General features: G+C 69.9%; 20 protein-coding genes. 5 read left to right on the forward strand and 15 right to left on the reverse strand.

Annotated features, from left to right (window positions below):
• The first annotated feature begins 382 nt into the window (after window positions 1–382).
• From GTY58_RS41015 to GTY58_RS30700, 3 genes are all read left to right on the forward strand, one after another.
• Window positions 383–544 carry a helix-turn-helix transcriptional regulator gene (locus tag GTY58_RS41015; protein ID WP_237528916.1) on the forward strand — a complete coding sequence of 54 codons (162 nt, stop codon included), beginning with the start codon at window positions 383–385 and terminating at the stop codon, window positions 542–544.
• A gap of 104 nt (window positions 545–648) precedes the next feature.
• Entirely contained in the window at window positions 649–1632 is a 984-nt protein-coding gene (locus GTY58_RS30695; RefSeq protein ID WP_237528918.1) for a hypothetical protein, read from the forward strand.
• Between the two features lie 16 nt (window positions 1633–1648).
• Window positions 1649–2002: a hypothetical protein gene (locus GTY58_RS30700; RefSeq protein ID WP_010987290.1), complete on the forward strand. Its 354-nt coding sequence runs from the start codon at window positions 1649–1651 to the stop codon at window positions 2000–2002.
• 377 nt (window positions 2003–2379) lie between these two features.
• On the opposite strand, the gene GTY58_RS30705 is transcribed toward GTY58_RS30700, so the two are convergent.
• Entirely contained in the window at window positions 2380–2697 is a 318-nt protein-coding gene (locus tag GTY58_RS30705) for a hypothetical protein (protein ID WP_010987291.1), read from the reverse strand.
• An 82-nt stretch (window positions 2698–2779) separates the two neighbouring features.
• Between GTY58_RS30705 and GTY58_RS30710 the strand changes: the two genes are divergently transcribed.
• Complete coding sequence (locus GTY58_RS30710) at window positions 2780–3595, forward strand: SAM-dependent methyltransferase (RefSeq protein WP_010987292.1); 816 nt, start codon at window positions 2780–2782, stop codon at window positions 3593–3595.
• A 229-nt stretch (window positions 3596–3824) separates the two neighbouring features.
• On the forward strand, window positions 3825–4331 hold the full coding sequence (locus tag GTY58_RS30715; RefSeq protein WP_037645797.1) for a hypothetical protein: 507 nt from the start codon (window positions 3825–3827) through the stop codon (window positions 4329–4331).
• Between the two features lie 91 nt (window positions 4332–4422).
• Here the strand turns inward: GTY58_RS30715 and GTY58_RS30720 are convergent, their stop codons facing one another.
• From GTY58_RS30720 to GTY58_RS30785, 14 genes are all read right to left on the reverse strand, one after another.
• Complete coding sequence (locus GTY58_RS30720) at window positions 4423–5226, reverse strand: hypothetical protein (protein ID WP_037645599.1); 804 nt, start codon at window positions 5224–5226, stop codon at window positions 4423–4425.
• Window positions 5227–5281: 55 nt separating this feature from the next.
• Window positions 5282–5773: a hypothetical protein gene (locus GTY58_RS30725; RefSeq protein ID WP_107083252.1), complete on the reverse strand. Its 492-nt coding sequence runs from the start codon at window positions 5771–5773 to the stop codon at window positions 5282–5284.
• A gap of 8 nt (window positions 5774–5781) precedes the next feature.
• On the reverse strand, window positions 5782–7059 hold the full coding sequence (locus GTY58_RS30730) for an MlaD family protein (protein WP_010987296.1): 1278 nt from the start codon (window positions 7057–7059) through the stop codon (window positions 5782–5784).
• Window positions 7056–8333, reverse strand: coding sequence for an MCE family protein (locus GTY58_RS30735; protein WP_010987297.1), 1278 nt, complete (start codon window positions 8331–8333; stop codon window positions 7056–7058). Before GTY58_RS30735 ends, GTY58_RS30730 begins: the two co-directional genes overlap by 4 nt.
• On the reverse strand, window positions 8330–9433 hold the full coding sequence (locus GTY58_RS30740; protein WP_037645800.1) for an MCE family protein: 1104 nt from the start codon (window positions 9431–9433) through the stop codon (window positions 8330–8332). Before GTY58_RS30740 ends, GTY58_RS30735 begins: the two co-directional genes overlap by 4 nt.
• A gap of 17 nt (window positions 9434–9450) precedes the next feature.
• A complete protein-coding gene (locus GTY58_RS30745) occupies window positions 9451–10629 on the reverse strand; it encodes an MCE family protein (protein WP_010987299.1) in 1179 nt (392 codons plus the stop codon).
• On the reverse strand, window positions 10626–11699 hold the full coding sequence (locus GTY58_RS30750) for an MlaD family protein (RefSeq protein ID WP_037645804.1): 1074 nt from the start codon (window positions 11697–11699) through the stop codon (window positions 10626–10628). Before GTY58_RS30750 ends, GTY58_RS30745 begins: the two co-directional genes overlap by 4 nt.
• Window positions 11700–11713: 14 nt before the next feature.
• On the reverse strand, window positions 11714–12952 hold the full coding sequence (locus GTY58_RS30755; protein ID WP_037645807.1) for an MCE family protein: 1239 nt from the start codon (window positions 12950–12952) through the stop codon (window positions 11714–11716).
• Between the two features lie 5 nt (window positions 12953–12957).
• Complete coding sequence (locus tag GTY58_RS30760) at window positions 12958–13761, reverse strand: ABC transporter permease (RefSeq protein WP_010987302.1); 804 nt, start codon at window positions 13759–13761, stop codon at window positions 12958–12960.
• Window positions 13762–13764: 3 nt separating this feature from the next.
• On the reverse strand, window positions 13765–14535 hold the full coding sequence (locus GTY58_RS30765; protein WP_010987303.1) for an ABC transporter permease: 771 nt from the start codon (window positions 14533–14535) through the stop codon (window positions 13765–13767).
• A complete protein-coding gene (locus tag GTY58_RS30770) occupies window positions 14532–15476 on the reverse strand; it encodes an ABC transporter ATP-binding protein (protein WP_037645809.1) in 945 nt (314 codons plus the stop codon). Before GTY58_RS30770 ends, GTY58_RS30765 begins: the two co-directional genes overlap by 4 nt.
• A 170-nt stretch (window positions 15477–15646) precedes the next feature.
• Window positions 15647–16681: a sigma-70 family RNA polymerase sigma factor gene (locus GTY58_RS30775; RefSeq protein WP_010987305.1), complete on the reverse strand. Its 1035-nt coding sequence runs from the start codon at window positions 16679–16681 to the stop codon at window positions 15647–15649.
• A gap of 54 nt (window positions 16682–16735) precedes the next feature.
• On the reverse strand, window positions 16736–17788 hold the full coding sequence (locus GTY58_RS30780; RefSeq protein ID WP_010987306.1) for a lytic transglycosylase domain-containing protein: 1053 nt from the start codon (window positions 17786–17788) through the stop codon (window positions 16736–16738).
• 185 nt (window positions 17789–17973) lie between these two features.
• On the reverse strand, window positions 17974–19884 hold the full coding sequence (locus GTY58_RS30785) for a M64 family metallopeptidase (protein ID WP_010987307.1): 1911 nt from the start codon (window positions 19882–19884) through the stop codon (window positions 17974–17976).
• Between the last annotated feature and the right edge of the window lie 5 nt (window positions 19885–19889).

Below are 19889 nucleotides of genomic sequence, written 5' to 3' on the forward strand. Positions count from 1 at the left end.
GTTTCCTGCCGCGTCTCGCTGCGGCGCATGAACTTCTCCCAGCCGCTGGCCGCCCGTACCCGCAGAGTCCGGCTCGGCGCCCCCGGTTGGGGCTCCGGCGGCGTATACGTACGGCCGTCAGCAACACGGTTCCTGCGGGGCGGATCAGAGGTTGTCACGCGGTCGCTCCTCTCGGATGGGGCAGCAGCCGGCCGCCGCTAGGACGGACAACGGCGCGGCCCTCAGGGGAGCCGCCCGGAGGGTCCTTCAACCTCCGAGCGGCGTGTTACCAGTGAACGACGATCCGTTACCGTCTCCCAGAGCGGACCCCGCGCAGTGCCCAGGCGTTTTCCGGGCATCGGGTGTTGCGAGTGAGGAAGGTGCTCTTCGTGAGGGGAGTCCAATGGCTTTAAGGCGTAGGCGCTTTGCCGAGCGGCGGGTGGCAAAGGGTTACTCTCAGGAGGAGTTCGCAGAAGCGCTTACGGTGGCCGCGTCCACCGTGGTCCGTTGGGAAAGTGGCCGTGCCAACAACCGCACCAACGGCTCAAGATCGCCAGCCTGTTAGGAGCCACCCTCTCCGAGCTGGAAGGGCTTCTCTTCGAAGAACAGCCGGCCGAAACCGCCGTGCTTCCTGACACCCCGCCCCTCCTCGACGGTGATGATGACGATATGAAGCGCCGCGATGTCCTGGGCCTGCTCGCCGTCACGGGCGCGCTGGTCACGCTGCCCGGTTCGGACGAGGCCCCCCGAGGACACACAGTGGCGGCGCTCCTGGAGACAGGGGAGGAGCTGCACCGCAGCCTGTGGCAGGTCTTCACCCTCTCGGACTCAAAGCCGACCGTCTTCCCGGCGGTCCACAAGCAGCTTGACGTCCTGACGAAGGGCCTGGCCGAGACGCGTACCGCAGCGGACCGGGCCCGGCTGTGCACGATGACGGCCGACCTCTACCAGCTCGCCGGCGAACTCTTCTTCGACGCCAACCGGTACACCGACGCCGCTCAGTGCTACACGCTGGCTGCCAACGCTGCCCATGCTGGTGGTGATCACGACCTCTGGGCCTGTGCCATGACCCGCCACGCCTACGTCGAGCTGTACGCGCGCCGCGCGCCCGCTGCCCAGCCCCTGCTGGCGGTGGCCTCCCGGATCGCCCGGCGGGGCGACAGCGCACTGTCCACCCGCCACTGGGTCGCCGCCGTCCAGGCCCAGGTGTGCGCGGCCGTGGGCGACATCGACGGCTGCGCCCGAGCGCTTGACGAAGCCGAGAAGGTGCACTCCCTCGACGGCCATTCCCACAACGGCGGTTGGCTCCGCTTCGACGGTTCCCGCCTCCCCGAGGAACGAGGGGCCTGCTACCTCCAGCTCGGCCGTCCCGACCTCGCGGAAGATGCCCTCACCGCAGCCCTCGCCCAACCGCTGTCCCTGCGCCGCCGCGCAGCCGTACTGAGCGACCTTGCCGTCCTCGGGGCCCACCGGGGTGACGTCGATCAGGTCGTGCAGTACGCGGAGGCAGTACTTGGCCTGGCCGACCGGTCGAACTCGGGATTCGTCGGAAAGAAGCTGGACGGACTTCGAGGGCGTCTTGCCCCGCTCATGTCCGATGGTCGAGTCTCGGATCTGGATCACCGAATCGCGGCGCTTTCGCGCACCGCATGACGAGAGGGACACGTGCATGAGTGACGGTCGGATCTTCCGCGAGGCGTGGATCGCCGGTGTGAACAAGCACTACCCCGGTGAGCCGAAGCCCGGCTATGTCACTCCGTGGGACGAGACGCCCGTGTGGGAGCGCGAGGCTGCCGCCGCCGTATACGGACAGGTGCGCGACTTCATCAGGATCAGCGAAGGGCACGCCACACGGCTCACCCGCGAGCAGAAGGGCCGCTTCGTCGCGATCTCCTGGACCGCCCAGATGTTCAAGCATTTCGAGGACCCGAAGCCCGGATACGTCGCCGACTGGGCCGACCTGCCGACCTGGCAGCAGGAGACTGACTCGGACATCTTCGAGCGCATCGAGCAGACCGTCTGAACCCTGAGAACGACGAAGCCCCCGTCCGGGCCGCTCGGGGGCGGGGGCGTCTCTTTACGTAGCCATCAAGGTAGCCACGGAAGCGTCCTTCCTGCGCGTTTGCACAGGTCATAGCGTTGCGGTAGCTCTCCCCGGCGTACAGCCCGACTCGTCTGCCTCCTAGGGCTTCCGACCAGTGAAAACACAGGTCAGAGGCCCTTTTTGGGTGTTGGCGGGCTTCGCTGGGCCCCGGTTCGCACTGGTTCGAACGGGGCTGCGCGGCTACGTCCACAGCCATGAAAGGAGCCATGCCTCGTGGGGCTGGAGGCGGCCCGCTGTGACAGCGGTTCGTCGTCCTTCCGGCGAGCTGGGCGGCGGCTTCCTCGGAGGGCGGCGGTTCAGGCGAGCCGATGCTCCCAGCGCAGCAACGGGCTGCTGTCGATCCAGTACAAGTGCGATCTGTCGGTGACTCGGAGCCGCACAGTCTCGATACCTGGACTGCCGTTGTCTTGCCGGGCGACAAGGGCACGCTCGATGGCGTCCCAGAGGGCCATGGGGTGTCCTCCCTGGCGGACGGTCCAGCTCTCGCCGTCGGCGATGAACTCGTCGAACGACTCCCGCTCAGGGGCGAAGAGGTACCGCAACGGTGCGCCGTCGCTGCGGGTGGCGCGAACGAACTGCGCTCCCGGTGCGGCGAGCTGTCGGGAGGAAGACATGAACTAGCAAGTAAGAAACGGGAGTTCGATCGTAGGATGTGCGGCGAATGATCCCGCCCCGGTTGAAGGACGTACACGAATCATGAGCGACCCTGTGACGACGCCCGAGCCGGCAAAGCAGCAGAAGATCGACACGTCGGTGCCGCACTCCGCCCGTATCTGGAACTACTGGCTCGGCGGCAAGGACAACTACCCCGTCGACGAGGCGGCCGGTGACGCGTACACCGAGGTGTTTCCCGGGATCGTCACCATCGCCCGCTCCAGTCGTGCCTTCCTGCGTCGCAACATCGCGTATCTCGTCTCCGAGGCGGGCATCCGGCAGTTCCTGGACGTCGGCACCGGCCTTCCGACCGCGCAGAACACCCACGAGGTCGCCCAGGGGCTCGCTCCCGAGGCGCGGATCGTCTACGTCGACAACGATCCGATGGTGCTCGCCCACGCCCGTGCGCTGCTCTACTCCACGGACGAGGGCGCGACCGCCTACATCGACGCCAACGTGACGGACCCGGAGCACATTCTCGAGGTCGCCGCCGAGACGCTGGACTTCGGTCGTCCCACCGCGCTCATCCTCAGCAACATCCTGGGTCACGTCGCCGACTGCGATCAGGCCCGTTCCATCGTCACCCGGCTGATGGAAGCCCTGCCCTCGGGCAGTTACCTCTCCATCAACGACGGGTCGCGTGGCATCGACCCGGTCTTCGAGCAGGCCCAGGACGCCTACAACAACAGCGGCGCCGTTCCGTACAACCTGCGCTCCATCGATGAGATCACCGCGTTCTTCGACGGTCTGGAGCTTGTCGAGCCCGGTGTCGTCTCGGTGACGGAGTGGCGTCCGGAGCCCGGTTCGGGCGTCCCGGAGGTCATCGCCGAGCACGGTGGACTTGCGCGTAAGCCGTAACGACAGGAGTGGTGCGGCGGTCGGGCCGACGGTAACCGGTCGGCCTTGCTGCGCACGCGGAAAGCGCTGAGGTCTCACGGGGCGGTTGGTGCTGGACGGGCCCCTGCGCCGCAATGGGCTGCTCCACTGTGCACAACCTTCCGGAAGGCCGCCGGTCTGAACAGACACACACCTACGCGAGCTACCGGGGGTAGTCATGCGACGGATAGGTACTGCACTGGCCGCGATGATGCTGGCGGGCGGCGGTCTGTTGGCCGGCACGGTTCCGGCGGTGGCCGCGCCGACGGCCGTGGACTGCGCCGTGACGTGGGGGAGCCTGGACAAGACCGGTGACTCCGCTGCCTCCAGGCGACTGACCGACGTGAGGGCCGGACAGCACGAGTGCTTCGACCGTCTGGTCTTCGACGCCCAGGGCACGGCGGCCGACCCGATCGGCTACACGGTCCGCTACGTCGACGTACTGCACCAGGACCCGAGCGACGTCGTGGTTCCGATCAAGGGCGGAGCCATTCTGGAGATCTCGCTGTTCTCCCCGCGCTACGACCCGGCGACCGGACAGCCCTACCCGCCGCTTCCTTCCGTCGACGTCACCGGGTACCGGACCTTCCGGGAGTTCAAGTTCACAGGTGGCTCCGAGGGCTACACCCAGGCCGGACTGGGCGTCCGCGCCCGGCTGCCGTTCCGGGTCTTCCAGACGGCCAACCATCTCGTGGTGGACGTGGCTCACACCTGGTGATCCCGTACGGCCGGGGGTGCGGCCGCCTCTTATGGAGCGTTACGTCGAATACGCCGATGCCCGCGCCTACGCCGACCAGGCGGCGTCCGCGTCAGAGCGCGTCGACCCCGCTCACCCTCCAGCCGTGGGACGTAAGGGCCACCGTCATCCGCACCCGGTTCAGGTCCACGCGGGAGCCCGAGACCTGGGTGCTCGTGGTCACCTGGTTGACGAAGAGGAGGACCACGGCGCGGTCCGCCGAGGCCGAGATCACGGAGGCTGCCGGGGAGCCGCCGGTGGGCTGCGTCACCGTCGCCTTCACCACCCCGTGGTATTTCCTGGCCGTCGGGCCGACCACCGTCGTGGTGGTCTTCCGGTACTCGTCGCGGAAGTGGCCGGTGAGCCGGGCGCGGGCCGCGGCGAAGTCGCGGTCCAGGTGCCTGTAGTCGTACGACAGCACGACTGGCGCCGCCTGGCGTGCGGCCGCGAGTGCCTGACCGCGTGCCTGTTCGGCCCGCACGCCCTCCCGGTAGCGCCACCCGAGAACGGTGGCCGCGACCAGACCCGCCAGGAGCAGGACACACAGGGCGGCGGTGAGCAGCCGCCGCCGACCGTGCCGCGTAGCCGTACCGCGGCCGGGCTCGCCCTCCTCCTGCGCTGGGTCCTCCTCGAAGCACTCAGGCGAGGGCTCGGGCGGGTCGTCCCAGCCGTCCTCATCGGGGGCCTCGATGAGCACGGTGCGGCCGGCGGCCGGTGCCTCGGGCCGTCCCGGGGCCACCTCGTCGGTGGACGCCGGGTCCGGTTCGCGGTGGCCGCGCTCCGCGCGCTTGGCCGCCGCGCGGGCGGCCGCGGTCATGGTGCGCCCGGTGCCGGATCCGGCACCGGAGCCGCGGCTTCGGGTGGTCGTCTTCGCCACGGTCTTACTCCTCATGTCCTCATGGGTCGTATGGCGGGGGGGGGGGAGGGAGCGGTCAGCCGACGAACTCGACGTCGGAGGTCAGCCAGCGGCCGTTTCGCTGCACCAGGTCGAGCTGTAGGCGGTAGGTGCGCGCCTCGCCCTTGGGGGCGGCGGTGTTGGTCACCTTGCTGTCGGCGACCACCAGGACGCGGGCCGAGTGCTCGTCGGACCGGACGATGCCCGCCTCCAGAACCTGGCCATCGGAGACCGACTTGTTCTGGGTGACCAGCTGCGTCAGCTCCTCCGTCTGCGCGGCGAACTGCTTCCTGAAGTCGCCGGTGGCGCCCTCGAGGACGTTCGCGCTGTCCCGGTCGTAGTGCCGGTAGTCGAGCGAGGTGAAGTTCAGCGCCGACTGGCGGGCCGCGGCCAGGAGGTCCTGGCGCCGCTGCTCCGCCTCGCGCTGGTTGTAGAGCCCGAAGCTCAGCCAGATCGTCAGCGCGGTGGCGAGGACGGTCGCCACGACGAGCCCCACCGACCAGGCCCTGCCCGACAGGACACTTCTCATGGCTCTGCTCATGCCATCGGTCCGACGAGTAGCCATTGCCATGACTCCCTTCCGAAAACGGCCTGTTGGCCGCCCGTCGAGCCGATCTCGACGGGCCTTCCGTCCGGGCCGGTCGCGGTGCCGGTCTCCGGGTCGTACGGCGTGACATACGCCGCCTGGTTCGTACCGCCGGAAGTGGTCGACGCGCCGGGGGCGTTCTGCGCGCCCCGCACCGACGTCTTGTTTCCGCGCGGGGCGGTGCAGCGCGCGTCGGTGTTCGCCTCGCGTGTGCTGGTGTCCGAGGGGTCACGCCGTGTTGTCCCGTATCCCTGGGTGCACGGCGGCGGGTCGTCGGCGTTCACCACCAGGCCGAAGTGGGTGGTGCCGTCGCCCGGGACGACCGTGTAGCTGCCCGCGACCAGCGCCGGGAAGGTGACCAGGGACTGCTCCACGCCGGGCAGGCGGGCCAGCGTGACCTGGCCGCCGCTGATCAGATTGGCCAGCAGGACCGACAGCCGTGGGCCGGTGGATTTCAGCAGGGAGTTCACCTGTTGCGCGGCCGGCGTCGCGTTGCCGATCAGTTTGCGCAGGTCCCCGTCGCTCGATTTCAGCTGTGCGCTGAGCGCCGCCAGATCGTGCGCGAACGACTTGATGGACGAGCCCTGGTCGGCCTGTGTCTTGAGGACCTTTCGCGAGTCCTCGATCAGCGAGATCGTCTGGGGGAGTGACTCGGAGGCCGACTCCACGAGCGCGTTGCCCGAGTCCACCAGCCGGCTCAGGTTCGGGCCGGTGCCGGAGAATGCCTTGCCCAGCTCGTCGACGGTGACCCGCAGGTCGTCCTTGCCGACCGAGTCGACCAGCCGGTCCAGGCTGAGGACGAGGTCCGTGGTGGGCAGCGGCACGCGGGTGCTGCCGCGCGGGATGGCGCTGCCGTCGAGGAGATATGGGCCATGCGAAGTTCGCGGCTGTAGATCTACGTATTGCTCGCCCACGGCCGAGCGGTTCGCCACCACGGCCAGGGTGTCCGCAGGAATGCGCGGCACGCCGTCCTTGATGTCGAGGGCGACCGAGACGCCGTCGGAGCCGGTCAGCCGCAGCGCGCCGACGCGGCCCACCGGCACCCCGCGGTAGGTGACCTCGGCGCCGGGGAAGATGCCCCCGGAGTCGGCGAAGTCCGCCCGCACGGTGTAGCCGCGGCCCAGGACGTCGTCCACCAGGCCCGTGTACTCGGCGCCGACGTACGAGACCCCGACGGCGGTGACGGTGGCGAAGGCGAGCAACTGGGCCTTGACCGTACGTGTGATCACGGCTGAACCCCCTTCAGCATCAGCTCTGCGAGCGCGAGGTCGATCCCCTCGGGCGGCTCTCCTCGGGTGGTGTAGCTGCTGGTGCACACCGGCGGGCACAACGGACCGCCGCCGCCCGACGGGGCCGACGGCATCGAGGGGGACGACGGCAGGCTCGGTGCGCTGGGCAGCGCGGTGGGGGTCGGGACGGTCGGCAGGTCCGGGAGGTCGGGTATATCGGGGGTCTCGGGCTGCGTGGACTCGCCGTTCCCGCCGCCGGACTTGTCGGATCCGCCCGCCAAGTTCCTGTACAGGGCGGACAGATCGAGGTCGGCCGTGATGTCGAGGTTGACGTAGTCACCCCTGACGGCGTCCACCGCGTTGCGCGGGAACGGGTAAGTGGTCAGCAGCTCGAGGGAGTTGGGCAGATCGGCGCCCGCCTTGTTCAGCTGTTGCAGGATCGGCCGCAGCTGTTTGAGGTTCGCGACCGTGTCGTCGTGAGAGGCGTTGACCACCTTGGTGCCCGTTGTGCCCAGCTTCGACAGGGCGGTGAGCATCCTGGTCAGATCGCGCCGCTGGTCGGCGAGGACCTTCAGAGCGGGCGGCATCGTGTCGACGGCCTGGGCGATCGTCTTCTTCTCCTTGCCGAGCCGCCCCGCGAGCCGGTCGACGGCCTTGAGGGCGTGGATGATGTCTTTTCGCCGGCCGTCCAGGCCACCGATGAAGGTGTTCAGCTCCTTGAGCAGCGATCTGACCCGGTCCTCCCGGCCGTCCAGGGCCTTGTTCAGCTCCACGGTGATCGTCTTGAGCTGGGCCACTCCGCCGCCGTTGAGCAGCGCGGACAGTGCGGACAGCACCTCCTCGATGTCCGGGTTGCGGCCGCTGCGGGACAGCGGGATGCGGTCGCCGTCGCCGAGCCGGCCCACGGGGGCCGTGCCGGGCGGGGTGGAGAGCGCGACGTACTTCTCGCCGAGCATGCTGGTCTGCCGCAGCTCCGCGACCGCGTTGGCGGGCAGCTTCACCGAGTCGGCGACCCGCAGCCGTACGCGCGCGTGCCAGCCGTCCAGCTGCACTTCCTCGACCGCGCCCACGGTGACGTTGTTGACCTTCACCGCCGACTGCGGCACCAGGTCGAGGACATCGCGGAACTCGACCGTGACGTGGTACGCGTGGCCGTCCGCGGCGGCTCCGCCGGGCAGCTGGACGTCGTACCAGCCGTTGAACTCGCAGCCGGACAGCAGCAGCGAGCCGACCGCGGCCCACGCCACCGCCCCGACCTTGCGCAGTGCGTTCATGCGCTCGCCCCCAGAATGCCGCCGAGCGTGCGGTCGACCGTTCCCGTCACCGCGGAGCCCTGAGGCACCTTCGGCAGGGAGTCGAAGAGTTTCTTCAGCTCCTTGCAGTCGGGGTTCTTGCCGCCTTCGTCGCCGGTCGTCTTCAGTACGGAGCACATCAGCGCGGCCGGATCCTGTGCCTGCTGGGCGTTGTTGCGGGTGTCGAGGGTGCCCGCGGACGGGTTGTAGGCGTTGTTCAGGTTCGACAGGCCGGTGGGAGCCACCTCCAACAGCTCGGCCAGAGCGGCCCGTTGGGTGACGAGCACCTTGGTCACCTTGCTCAGGCCCTTCACGTTCGAGTTCAGGGACCTCTTGTTGTTCTTCACGAAGGCGGACACGTCACCGAGCGCCGTCCCCAGGTTCTTGAGCGCGTCCGCGAGGTCCTTGCGCTCGCCCGCGAGCTGTCCGGCGACCTCGGCGAGGCCAGTGTTGAACGACCGCACGCTCTTGTCGTCGGCGGACAGCGCCGCCGTGAACACCTGTAGGTTCCGCACCGTGCCGAACAGGTCCTTGCGGCCGTCGGACAGCGTGGTGACGGCCTGCGAGAGGTCCTCGACCGTCCGGTTGAGGTTCTCGCCCTGGCCGTCGAGGTTGTCCGCGCTCACCCCGAGCAGCCGCGACAGCGAGCCGTCCTTGTTGGCGCCCTGGGGGCCGAGCGCGTCGGCCGTCGTGTGCAGGCTGCCGAAGACGCGGTCCAGTTCGACCGGTACGGCCGTCCGCGACTCGGGGATGACGGCGCCGTTCCGCAGTACCGGGCCCTTTCGGTACACCGGCAGCAGTTGTACGTAACGGTCGCTGACCACCGAGGAGTTGATGATGGCGGCCTTGGAGTCCGCCGGCACCCTGCGGCCTTCGTCGTACTTCAGCTCCACCCGCACCCGGTCGCCCTCCGGCGTGATCTTCTCGACCTCGCCGATCCGGACGCCGAGGACGCGGACGTCCGAGCCGGGGTAGATGCCGACGGTGCGCGGGAAGTACGCGGTGACGTGCACGGACTCGGAGCGCGGCCACAGCACGTAGGTGAGCGCGGCGACGAGGGCGAGTGCGGTGACCACGGCCACGCGCCTCTTCAGGTTCTTCACTGCGCGCCTCCCGTCCGCGGCACCACCGGAGCGGCGACCAGGTTCTGGACGTAGCTGTCGAACCAGCGGCCGTTGCCGAGGGCGTTGGTGAAGACCCGGACGTAGGGCGCGAGCAGCTTGACGCTCCGGTCGAGGCTGGACTGATTCCGTTCGAGCATCTGCACCACGCGGTTCAGGCCCTTGAGCGCGGGCCCGATCTCCTTGTCGTTGTCCTCGACGAGGCCGGAGAGCTCGATGCCGAGCGCGGCGGAGCTCTTCAGCAGCTTGTGGATCGCCTTGCGCCGCTTGCTGATCTCCTTGAACAGCTTGCCGCCGTCCTTGACCAGCGCGGTGAAGTCCTCGGAGTGCTCGGCCAGTACGCCGGTGACACCGTTCGCGTGGTCGAGGAGTTCGCCCAGCGCCTTGTCGCGCGAGGCGACCGTACGGGAGATCTTCGACAGGCCCTTGATGGACGCCCGTACCTCGGCGGGCGAGTCCTGGAACGTGGTGGAGATGGTGTCCAGGGCCTTCGCCAACTGGTCGGTGTCGACCTTCTCCGTCGTCGTGGTGAGATCGCTGAACGCCTGTACGACGTCGTACGCCGGAACCGTCCTCTTCAGCGGTATCTCGCTGCCGGGCTTCAGCTGTCCCGGTCCCTTGGGACGCAGCGCGAGGTACTTCGCGCCGAGGATCGTCTTGACCCGGATCGAGGCGCCGGTCTCGGTGCCGAACCCCGGATCGCCCTTGATCTTGAAGGTGACCTTGACGTGGTCACCGTCCAGATCGACGTCCTTGACCTTGCCGACCTTGACACCGGCGATCCGCACCTCGTCGCCGGGCTTGAGGCCGCCCGCCTCCGAGAAGGCCGCACTGTACGTCTCGCCGCCGCCGATCAGCGGCAGGCTGTCGGCGTTGAACGCGGCCACGGTCAGCAGCGCGAGGAAGGTGAGGCCGACGGCTCCGATCACCACGGGGTTTCGCTCACGGAACGGGGTGAGGCGCGGACGGCGGATCCGTGGAAGCCGTATCCGAGGCGGGTCGATGCGGACTTTCACCAGGGGTTCCGGGCGGCGGGGGCGGGGTGCCCGGCGCGGAAGCAGCCGAATCTTCGGGAGCTTGGGCGGGTCGATACGGACCTTGACCAGCGGCTCCGGGCGGCGCTTACGGGTCCTGCGCGGAAGGAAGTGCTTCGTCATGCGCCGCACCTCGCCCTCGCCACGTGCAGCTCGGGAGTGAGCACCTGCTTCGTCTTCGGCAGCACGATCCGGCCGTCGAAGTCGCAGAGGTAGAAGTTGAACCACGAGCCGTAGGACGCCGTCCCCGTCAGCTCGCCCAGCTTGTTCGGCAGCCGCTTCAGCACGCCCTCCACGGTGTTCTCGTTCTTGTTCAGCGTTCCGGTGAGATCGGTCAGCTCGGCGATGTCGTCCTTCAGCGGCGGACGCGCGTCCTTGAGCAGCCCCGAGGTGGCGTCCGTCAGGTCGCCGATGCCCACCAGGGACTGCCCGATGGGCTTGCGGTCGGCGGACAGCCCCGAGATCACCCGCCGCAGCTGCTTGAGCAGCCCTGAGAAGCGGGCGCCGCGCTGGTCCAGCGTCTCCAGCACGGTGTTGAGGTTGTCGATCACCGAACCGATCAGCTTGTCGCGGCCGGCCAGCGTCGTGGTGAGCGAAGCCGTGTGCGCGAGCAGGCTGTTGACGGTGCCGCCCTCGCCCTGGAGGGTCCGGATGATCTCGGTGGCGAGCTGGTTGACGTCCTGCGGGCTGAGCGCCGCGAAGAGTGGCTTGAAGCCGTTCAGCAGCGCGTTGAGGTCCAGTGCGGGCTGGGTGCGCGACAGCGGGATCGTGGCGCCGGGCTTCAGCCGGGTGGCGTCTCCCGCGCCCTCGGTCAGGGCGACGTATCGCTGTCCGACCAGGTTCCGGTAGCGGACGACCGCGCCGGTGCTGTTCAGGAGCGGCCGGTCCTCACCGACAGTGAAGGTGACCTCAGCCAGCGTCCGGTCCTTGATCCGGATGCCCTCGACCTGGCCGACCCGCACCCCGGCCACCCGGATGTCGTCGCCCTTCTCCAGGCCCGTGACGTCGCTGAACACCGCGCGATAGGTGTGCTCGGGGGTGAGGGAGATGTTGACGATGGTGGCGGCGAGCAGAGTCGTCGCCACCATCGTCACCAGCGCGAACAGGCTGAACTTGATCAGCGGGGCGGCGGCCTGCCGGGCTCCTGACGTCCTCGTGGACGTCGTAGTCCTCGCGGTCTTCGCGGTCTTCATGATCCTCGTGATCCTCATGCGACGCTCACCGCCGTCCCGCGCGCCATCGGTCCGAACAGCAGGGTCGCGACCGGCGGCACCTGGTCGGCGGGCACACCCAAGACGGGCGCGACGAGCGAGCCGACGGAGCGCTGCTCGGCCCGGGTGGCGGAGACGCCGCCCGGGCCGCCGGACGCACTTCCCTTCGTCGAACCGTCGTTGAGGTGGACCCCGGGCGCGGGCACCGGCGGATGGGGCAGGTCGCGGCAGTTGGGCCCCGATCGATCGTCGTAGCGCGGATACTCGCCGGGTTCGTACGCCCCCTGCTGTCGGACTACCTCGAGCGTGATGTGCATCTTGCCGCCCCGGAACGCCTGCTCGGATGCCTGCTCCTCGCGCACCAGGCCGGCGAAGAGGCAGGGGTACTCGGGCGAGTAGCGGGCGAAGAGGTCGAGCGTGGGGCGGGAGACCCGGCCCAGGGTGATCAGCCGGTCACCGTTCGCGTCGAGGAAGTCGTCCGCGGTGCCCGCGGCAGTGGCCGTCGTGGTGAGCGCGGACGCGAGCCGGTCCCGCTGCTCGACCAGGGTGCGGCTGGTGGTGACGGTGTTGCGCAGGATCTCCATCAGGTCGGGAGCCGCGTCGCCGTACACCTCGGCGACGTCGGCCAGCCGCGCGAAGTCCTCGGTGAGGGAGGGCAGGTGCGGATTGAGGCGGTGCAGATAGTCCTCCACGCGCGTGAGGTTGTCGCCGATCCGGTCGCCGCGCCCCTCGAGGGCGGTGGCGAACGCGGAGAGCGTGGCGTTGAGCTTGCCGGGCTGCACGGTCCGCAGCAGCGGCAGCAGGTCGTTCATCAGCTGCTGGAGCTCGATGCCGACGCGGGTGCGGTCCTGGGTGATGACATCGCCGGCGCGGATGGGCCGGGCCGAGGAGCGCGCGGGCGCGACCAGGTCGACGTACTTCTCGCCGAACAGCGTCTTGGGCAGCAGGCGTGCGTGCGCGTCGGACGGGATGGACGCGACGTACTCCGGCTTGAGCGCGATGTCGAGCGTCGCCTTCGTCCCGTCGGCATGCACCGCGCGCACCTCGCCGACCAGCAGCCCGCGCAGCTTGACGTCGGCGCGCGGATCGAGCTGGTTGCCGAGGCTGTCGGCCTCCAACTTGATCCGTACGGCCGGGGTGAACACCTGCTGGTACACGGCGACGGACAGGGACAGCAGCAGCGCGAGCACGGCGAGGAACACGACGCCGTACAACCGCAGTCTCAGCACTCTCATCCGGCTCACCCCGCAATCCGGACGGTCGTGCCGGCGCCCCAGATCGCGAGCGACAGGAAGAAGTCCAGGACGTTGATCGCGACGATCGAGGTGCGTACGGCGCGGCCCACGGCGACGCCGACGCCCGCCGGGCCGCCGCTCGCGTAGTAGCCGTAGAAGCAGTGCACCAGGATGATCAGGACGGCGAAGACGAGCACCTTCCCGAAGGACCACAGCACGTCGACCGGCGGCAGGTACTGCTGGAAGTAGTGGTCGTAGGTGCCCGCCGACTGCCCGTAGTAGCCGGTGGTGATGGTGCGGGCGGCGAAGTACGAGGACAGCAGCCCGACCACGTACAGCGGGATCACCGCGACGAAACCGGCGATCATCCGGGTGGTCACCAGGAACGGCAGCGAGGGCACGCCCATGACTTCGAGGGCGTCGGTCTCCTCGCTGATCCGCATCGCGCCCAGCTGCGCCGTGAACCCGGCGCCCACCGTCGCGGACAGCGCGAGCCCCGCCACCAGTGGCGCGATCTCCCGGGTGTTGAAGTACGCCGAGAGGAACGCCACGAAGTTCGAGGTGCCGAGCTGGTTGAGCGCGGCGTAGCCCTGGAGGCCCACCTCCGTGCCGGTGAAGAACGACAGGAAGGCGATGACGCCGACCGTGCCGCCCACGACGGCGAGGGCGCCGCGTCCGAAGCTCACCTCGGCGAGCAGCCGCAGGATCTCCTTCTTGTAGCGGCGTACGGTGCGGCCCGTCCACGCCAACGAGCGGCCGTAGAAGGACAACTGGCTGCCCAGTTCCTCCAGACGATTCAGCAGCGCCACGACTCAGCCCCTCTGCGGAACGACTTGGAAGTACACGGCGGTCATCACGAAGTTCGTCACGAACAGCAACATGAAGGTGATCACCACCGACTGGTTCACCGCGTCGCCCACGCCCTTCGGGCCGCCCTTCGCGGTGAGTCCCTTGTACGAGGCGACGATCGCGGCGATCGCCCCGAACACCAGCGCCTTGGCCTCCGCCGCCCACAGGTCGGAGAGCTGGGCGAGCGTGGTGAAGGAGGCGAGATACGCGCCCGGCGTGCCGTTCTGCAGGACGACGTTGAAGAAGTAGCCGCCCGCGACGCCCACCACCGACACCAGGCCGTTGAGCAGCACCGCCACCACCATCGACGCCAGGACCCGCGGGACGACCAGCCGGTGGATGGGGTCGATGCCCAGCACCTGCATCGCGTCGATCTCCTCGCGGATCTTCCGCGCCCCGAGATCCGCGCAGATCGCCGTGCCGCCGGCGCCCGCGATCAGCAGCGCGGTGACGATCGGCGAGGCCTCCCGCAGCACCGCGAGGACCGAGGCGGCCCCGGAGAAGGACTGGGCGCCGAGCTGCCGGGTCAGGCTGCCGATCTGCAGCGCGATGACCGCGCCGAAGGGGATGGACACCAGCGCCGTCGGCAGGATGGTGACGCTCGCGACGAACCAGGCCTGCTGGATGAACTCCCGCGCCTGGAAAGGCCGTCGGGGGATGGTCCGGACGACGTCCAGCGCCATCGCGAAGAGGCTCCCCGAGTGCCTCAGCGCCCCGGTGGGTGACAGTCTCATGCGCCGGTCACCGCCTTCCGGTGCAGTTCGGCCTCGCGTCTCGCGATCGCCTCCCAGCGGGCCGGACGGGCGATGCCGGGGCCCGGCATCAGGCGCGGCGTCATGTCGTTGCCGACGTGGCGGGGTTCGCGGTCCGTGTCGCCGAGCCGCGCCAGCTCCTGCTCGACCTGCGCGGCGTCCTTCTCCTCCGCCATCCCGATCGGCCCCTGCATCCGGCCGTTCAGGAACTGCCGTACGACGGGCTCGTCGCTGGTCAGCAGCTCCTCACGGGGCCCGAACATGACCAGCTCACGGCGGAACAACAGCCCGATGTTGTCCGGCACCTGGCGGGCCGAGGCGATGTCGTGCGTGACGATCAGGAACGTCGCGTTGATCTGCGCGTTGAGGTCGACGATGAGCTGGTTGAGGTACGCGACGCGCACCGGGTCGAGGCCCGAGTCCGGTTCGTCGAACAGGATGATCTCCGGATCGAGGACCAGCGCTCGTGCCAGCCCGGCCCGTTTGCGCATCCCACCGGAGATCTCGCCGGGCAGCTTCCCCTCCGAACCGATCAGCCCGACCATGTCCATCTTCTCCAGCACGATGCGCCGGATCTGGCTCTCGGACTTACGGGTGTGCTCCCGCAGCGGGAAAGCGATGTTGTCGTACAGGCTCATCGAGCCGAACAGCGCGCCGTCCTGGAACAACACCCCGAACAGCTTCCGCACCTCGTACAGCTCGTGCTCGCGCAGCTTGGTGACGTCCCGGCCCGCGACCTTCACGGAACCCCGGTCCGGCTTCAGCAGTCCGACGAGCGTCTTGAGGAACACCGACTTGCCCGTGCCCGAGGGGCCGAGCATGACCGAGACCTCCCCGGCGGGCAGCGTCAGCGAGACGTCCTGCCAGATGACCTGCTGACCGAAGGACTTGGTCAGCCCTTCCACACAGATCTCGACACCCATCCGGTCCACCCTTCGGCCGTGGAGCAGCTCCGACATCTGCTCTACGGGGAGGGGCCGGGCGTCCGTCGCGACGGAGGCGGTTTTTTTCGGGGGTCTTGCGGCCGGGTTTCCGGCAGCTCGGCGGCCGCGCCATTTCCGCTGGTGCTGCGGCAGTGCCTTTTCCGGCGGTGCTACGGCAGTACGGTCGGGGTCGGTACGTCGGCCGGCGCGGGGGGCGTGGCGGGAGCCTCCGGGAGGGCCCGACGCGTCGTCGGGACCGTGGACGTGGTCGGCAGATCGGAGAGGCCGGGCACGCTCGGCAGGTCGGACACGCCGGGGACGGACGGCACCGGTGACAGCGAGGCATCCGGCAGCGGTGGCACCGACAGAGGCAGCAGCGACCGGTCGTGATCGCCGGGCGGCACCGTAGGCGTCGCTGCGTGAGACGTCGAGGCGGCCGACAGAGCACGGCCGTTCGGGGCGGCCACCCTGCCGAAGCCGTCGGGCCGGACGGTCTGGGTGGTCGTCTGGGCCATGCGGGACACGGAGGGACGGGGAGCTGTGCCCTGCCCGTCCCCGTTGTGGACGTACGGCAACACGAACCCCGCCACCACCAGGGTCGCGGCCGTCGACGTCACCACCGCGGCCTGCGTGTGTCCGCCCGCGCGCGGTTTGCCGCGCCCCCACAGGAACAGGGCGAGGCCCAGCGTTCCGGCCAGCGAGCTGCGCAGCGTGCGCCGGGCCCGGGCGAGCAGCGACTCGACGGTGCGATAACTCAGCCCCATGCGCACGGCGACCTGGCCGACGTCGAGGTCCTCGGACTTCAGCCGGAGCGCCTCGGCCTGGCGCGCGGGCAGCTCCCCGCTGCGCACGGCCAGCCACCTGGCCTCGGCCCGGTCGCACACCGCCTCCTCGACGGGCACCGGACCCGGCGCGGCGAGCGTGGGGCTGCGGTGTACCTCGGCCTCACGGTTGACCTGGCGGTACCGATCGACGCACAGCCGCATGGTCACGGTCGTCAGCCAGGCGCCGAGGCGCTCGTCGTCCAAGTCGGGGCGCTCCGCGGCGCGCAGCATCGCCTCGTGCACCGCGTCCTCGGCGTCCTCCGGGCTCATCGACCTGCGCCGGGCCACCTTGAGCAGTTGCTCGCGGTGGCTCCACATGCGCTGCCAACGGTCGTGGGCCGCCTGTATCTCCGCAGGCATGTCCGGCATGTCCGTCGCCATGAGAGCCCCTTTGCGCTCAGCCGCCGGTCCTGTGCCGTCCGGCGGGTGGCGACATTACCGCCCAGTATCCGCGGTTGTGGAGGGGGAGGAGGCCATCGAGTTCACACCGTTGCTGGTCAGCGGACCGTCGCTGGGCAGCAGGTCGTCGCCGGGCAGCTCGATGTCCGTGCCGGGCCGGGGGAGTTGGGGCTGCTCGGTCCCCTCGGCCCCGCCCGCCGAACGTGACCTGGTGGGGGCCGGCGAGGCAGGCGCGGACGGAGTCCGGGACGGGAAGGCTCTGGGGCGGGGGGACGGTGCCGGCTTCGGCGTGGGTTTCGGCTGCGACGGCTCGGGGCGTGTCGACGCCTTCGCGGAGCTGTCCGACACCACCCGGTGCCCCTCCAGGAAGTACGCGTACCAGGCCCTGACCGTGTGCAGATACGCCTCCGAGTGGTTGTAGCCGAGGACAGCCCGGTCGAGTTCGGCCGGGTCGGAGAGGTCTCGCCCGCCCGCACACAGGTAGCGCCCGGCGGCGAGCGCCGCGTCGAAGACGTTGTCCGGGTCGGCCCGCCCGTCGCCGTTGCCGTCCGTGCCCCAGCGGGCCCAGGTCGACGGGATGAACTGCATCGGTCCGACCGCCCGGTCGTAGGCCGGGTCCCCGTCGTACGCGCCGCCGTCGGTGTCCCGCACGACGGCGAAGGCGCCGCCGTCCAGCCGCGGCCCGAGGATCGGCGCCAGGGTCGTACCGTCCGCCGTCACCCGACCGCCGCGCGCCTGCCCGGACTCCACCTGGCCGATCGCGGCCAGCAACTGCCAGCGCAGCCGGCAGCCGGGCGCGGTGCGCGTGAGCTCCGCCTCGGCGTGCCGGTAGGCGGCGAACACGCTCGCCGGCAGCGCGGCTCCCGCCACCGACGCCCCGCCCTTGCGGTCCCGGGTCCGCAGTGGTGGGAGCTCGGTGCGGTACCGGGTGTCGCCCGACGCGCTCGGCCCGTGCTCGGCGGGCGCCTGCCGCGGGGGTACGGAGGCCCGTGCCGGGACCGCCGCCGGCGCCTGTGACGCGGTCAGAACCGCCATGGTCGCCGCCGCGATCGCCGTACCCCTGGTGCCTCTGACCCTGTGCCCTGCCATGTCGCGCTCCCCTCCCTGTGAGCTGATGTCGTCTGCTCTACGGGGCAGGGCGGCGGGTCCGTCGCACGGAGCGGGGGGATTTCAGGAAACGGGGTCCGCACGCGCGGCCGACTCGTCTGTCCTCAGGGCTCTGACCTGGCCACATGGCCAGGTCAGAGCCCTTTCGGGTGGCTGCTCGGGCCCGCTCAGGTGATGCCGAGCTGGAACCAGCCCGACCAGCCGCCCGACGCGTCCCACCAGGCGCTGTGGACGAGGCCGTCCGAGCCGACCGCGAACACGTCCAGGTGTTCGGTGACCCGGGACAGCGCCGCGACCTGGCTGCCGGGCTTGGCGACGCCGCCGGACACGTTGAACCAGGCGGCCCACCCCGTGGTGTCGTGCCACCAGGTCGAGTAGATCCGGTTGTCAGTACCGACGACGAACAGGTCCATGTGGTTCGTGTAGCGCACCACGGCGGTCACGGGCGAGCCCGCCGACGCCGCACCGCCCGACACCTGGAACCACGGGGCCCAGCCACTGCGCGCGTCCCACCACGTCGACATGATCCGGCCGTCGGACGCGGTGGTGAACAGGTCCAGATGGTCGCGATGGCGCGCCACCGCGGTCACGGTGGAGTCCGGCCGGCAGACGATGCCCGGCAGCGCGAACCACGCCGACCAGCCGCTGCGCTCGTCCCACCAGGCGCTGTAGACCCGGTTGTCCGTCCCCACCGTGAACACGTCGAGGTGGAACGGGTGGCGCGCGACGGCGGTGACGGTCGCGCCGTTCGCCGCGACACCGCCGCTGACGTGGAACCAGTCCGCCGCCCAGCCGGTACGCGCGTCCCACCACGTCGACATCGTCCGGCCGTCGGACCCGGTGGTGAACAGATCCAGGTGGTCGCTGTAACGGCTGACGACATTGACCGTCGAACCGGGCCGCGCGACGAGCGTGCCGACCCGGAACCAGGCGGCCCAGCCGCTCGACTGGTCCCACCAGGTGCTGTAGACCCGGCTGTCGGTGCCGACGACGAACAGGTCGAGATGGCCCGCGTACCGCGCCACCGAGGTGACCGGAGAGCCCGCTCCGCCGGGCGAGGCGAGCCCGCCCGAGACCTGGAACCAGCCGGCCCAGCCACTGCCCGCGTCCCACCAGTCGGACATGGTGCGCCCGTCCGCCGCCACCGCGAAGACGTCGAGATGCTCGGGATAGCGGGCGACGACGCTGATCGGTGTGCGGGGACGGGCGGGCAGCGTCGCGAGCGGGCCGATCCGGTTCCAGATCACCTGCCGGCACACCCGGCAGAACGGGATGCCGAGCGCGCGCATCTTGCAGTCGTACTCGGGCCGGAACGCGCCGCAGTGGTAGTAGTGCGCACCCTCGAAGCAGCCGACCGTCCCGGCGGGAACCGTGCTCGCCCGGCCGTCCACGGTCGAGCAGTCCGGGTTGCTCATCGTCGGCAGGGCCGTGCTCGCGGCGACCGCCCAGCCCCACTTGAGGGAAGCGCGTTGGGTGTTGAGTGTGACGTTCGGCTCGGCCGGCTCGCCCGCCGGATGGTGATCGTGCCCGGTCTCGTTGCCGCCGGCGTAGTACGCGTATTCGTCCGCCAGACCGTACGCGGTGTGCCCGATCTCGTGGAGGGCGATCTCCGTCGCGCCGCCGGCCAGGGAGTACGTGCCGACGGACCCGCCGCTGCCCCCGTAGACCGTGGAATTCACGACGACGATGGCGACGGAGAACTCCGGCACCTGCGCGGCGGCCGTCGTCAGGACCGTCGAGTTGTTGCAGATGAGGAGGCGCCGGATGCCGTTGCCGCCGAAACTCGCGTCGAAATAGGTGCGTGCCGTCGCGCCGGTGCCGCCGGCCGCGGCGGGATCGTCGGCGCCCGAGTCGGTGGAGGCGACGTTGACCCGCCAGACGTTGATGGCCGGCGAGAGCTCGTCGTAGGGCGGAGTGGCGCGTAACGCGGTGACGAAGGCCGCGCAGGCGTTGTTGAAGTCGGTCTGCTGGGCGGCGGTGAACCCGTCACCGAGCAGTACGACGGTGAAGGCCCGGTTGCGCGGCGCGGATCCGAAGATCTGGGTGTGGCCCTGAACGGTGCCGTCGGACGTGGTCATCTCCG

The organism is Streptomyces sp. SID5469 (assembly GCF_009862865.1).
In the GTDB taxonomy this organism is placed as follows: Bacteria; Actinomycetota; Actinomycetes; order Streptomycetales; family Streptomycetaceae; genus Streptomyces; species Streptomyces avermitilis.